The 2,546-nt window shown below is 61.7% G+C and carries 1 protein-coding gene and 2 pseudogenes; 1 reads left to right on the plus strand and 2 read right to left on the minus strand.

Annotated elements, in window-relative coordinates:
- Window positions 1–225: 225 nt before the first annotated feature.
- Window positions 226–543, plus strand: a complete 318-nt coding sequence (locus EK403_RS21950) for a hypothetical protein (protein WP_128779581.1) — start codon at window positions 226–228, stop codon at window positions 541–543.
- 796 nt (window positions 544–1,339) lie between these two features.
- Here the strand turns inward: EK403_RS21950 and EK403_RS23555 are convergent.
- Together EK403_RS23555 and EK403_RS21960 are read right to left on the minus strand one after the other, a co-directional pair.
- A pseudogene (locus EK403_RS23555) lies at window positions 1,340–1,642 on the minus strand (DUF932 domain-containing protein); the annotation flags it as partial.
- A 10-nt stretch (window positions 1,643–1,652) separates the two neighbouring features.
- Window positions 1,653–2,456, minus strand: a pseudogene (locus tag EK403_RS21960) (IS5 family transposase).
- Window positions 2,457–2,546: the final 90 nt, after the last annotated feature.

Consider the following 2,546-nt stretch of genomic DNA (forward strand, 5'->3'; position numbering starts at 1 on the left):
CCAACTTCTTCAAAGCCGCTGGATACGATCCGGATTAACGCGAATCCGCTCTAAGTCGAGCATACGATCGCGACGAACGGCCCTCCGCCCCGAAGCCAGTTTTAGAGGGACTATCGCTCCGTTAGGTAAAGGCCGTGACTCTGCAACCTAAATAAGTGGTTGTACTCATTCATAAGGATAATCAGCTGTGCTCTCATAACCCCCAAGACACTTCAGGAGGCGCATTTGGCCAAAGTAGTAGAATTGTCATTTCCGTTCTTGCCAGATGCGATCGTTTTAGGACGGCTTCCGTCGGCTCAATATCACCCAGTTTTGGACGGCTTTATTAACTGGAAGAACGGGCAACTATTCTACAGCGATTCGTTTTCAGCTTGTCCCTACAAGCCGATATTTACGAACGAGATCAGTAATATCGTCGTCCGCGATATGTATCATTGTATAACAGGCGACCAGATGTGGAGCGCAACAATATTTTTCAAAAGACTGGAAGATAGAATCCGCTTTTGTAGTGAAATTGATGGAGGTCTCCGGGCGTTAGGGTGAACCCGTCGCTCCGCCATTCAGTGCCGGATGCCGAAGCTGACCACCCGGCGTGCGCCCGCTATACTCGACCTCGACATAGGCGAGGCCCTCGGCGGCGATGTGCGCCCTGATCGCCCGGCCGGCCGCCTCGGTGAGCCCTGAGCCTACAGAGCCGACGGGGACGAACGGATGCCGAGAGTCCAACGCAACATGAACGATCGGCGACTTCGTCATCCTGTTCCGCGCCCGGAACTTGTCGCCGAGGACGGCGTCCAGTGCATCATCAAGCGGCTCGTCACGGCCATCCCCGGAGTGGGTGACGTTCCCTTGGCGAGACCGCCCGCAGAGCACAGGCCTGCCAATCGTGATCGTCGAGCAACTCAACCCGGGCCCGCGCCTGCAAGGTGCCGTGCGCCGACCTGCTCGCTATCCACAAATTCGCGGGCCTCACGCGTGGCCGGCGGCGGTGATCAAAAACCGCGCTGCATCGGTTTGATCGAGAGCTCTCCCTGTTCAGCGCGATCAGCTCGGGGCCGAGCCTGCTCTATATGTCTCGGTGATCTCCCTCGCGGGTCCGCGTGACGCGCACGAACAGCCGCAGTGACGCCAGCCTCTTGCTCATGGCAGGCGTGAATAACTCGAAGTCATCCAGCCGTCTATCGGGTGTTCTTGCACGAATCATTTCCCGGTCGGCAACGCGTGGTCGGGCTGCATCCACGGCAAGCTGGACAGCCTGAAGAACGAATTCGAGACCATCGTAGCGCCCGGAGGTCGTGGCGATCATGCGCCGGGCGATCGAAGAACTTATGGCGTCGGGCGTCCTCGTCTCCTTGGTCACGTCGACCGCGGGGTTGTAGACGCCGGTCGACAGTCGAGCATGCCCGGGATCTTCCTGCGCGTGTCGCCGGTCCCGTTCCCCGCGATCGGCTGCACTGCCGGGACCAGCTCATGATCGTGGATGCGGCCATAGTCCGGGCCGTGACAGCGCGCAGTGTCCGGGCCGTGACAGCGCGCAGTCCACGCGCCCATCATCCGTCTCGAGCGTCTCGACCTGCTCGGCGCGGTGCGAGGTGAAGCCGTATTGCGTGATCCCGGCGGGCGGCGCCAGCAGCTGGCGCAGTTAGACTAGGTCACCGACTCATAAATCGCGTCCAGATGCGGACTGCTGCGAGTTTGACGGCTGCGAGGAAGTTGGCGGCGTGTTTTTCGTAGCGGGTTGCGACGGCGCGGTAGTGCTAGAGCTTTGAGAAGAAGCGTTCGACGAGGTTGCGCTGGCGATAGAGCCACGTGCTGAAGGGGAGCGTGTGCTTGCGGCCCGTCATCGGCCGTACGTTGGCGAAGACGCCGCGCTCGCCGAGGCTGTGGCGCAGTCGATCGCTGTCGTAGGCGCGGTCGGCGAGCAGGATCTGGCCTTCGCTCAAGGCGTCCAGCATGTCGCTCGCGCTGGCCCCGTCATGGGCCTGCCCCTCGGTCAGCTTGAGGACGACTGGCAGGCCGTTGGCGTCGACGAGGGCGTGGATCTTGGTGGTCAGCCCGCCCCGCGAGCGCCCCATGCACTGGGCTCGAGCGTGGTCCCGAGCGACGGCCGTCGTGGCGTACGGCCCCCCTTTTTGACGTTGCCGCCGTGCTGGTGGACGCGGATCGAGGATGAGTCGATCATCTGCAGATCGCCGTCATAAGCCTTCGACACCGCCTCGAAGATGCGGTCCCAGACCCCGATCTTCGCCCAGCGTCGAAACCGGTTCGAGCAAGTCGTCGCCGGACCGTAGCGTTCGGGGATATCTGCCCAGGGCGAGCCCGTCCGCAGCCGCCAGTAGATGCCGTTCAGCACCTTCCGGTCGTCGGCCCGCGGAACGCCCCGAGGCTTGTTGGGCAGCAGCGGCGATGATCGACCATTCAAAGTCGGTCAACTCGTAACGACGTGGCGCGCTCATCAAGGCTCCTCCCAGAGCCTTGAATCACGCCCCCGTTTGTCAATCGGCGCTGAACTTTGACCCCTTATCGGCGTCCAATGTTGACCCCCT

This window comes from Hansschlegelia zhihuaiae (genome assembly GCF_004103825.1).
Classification (GTDB): domain Bacteria; phylum Pseudomonadota; class Alphaproteobacteria; order Rhizobiales; family Methylopilaceae; genus Methylopila; species Methylopila zhihuaiae.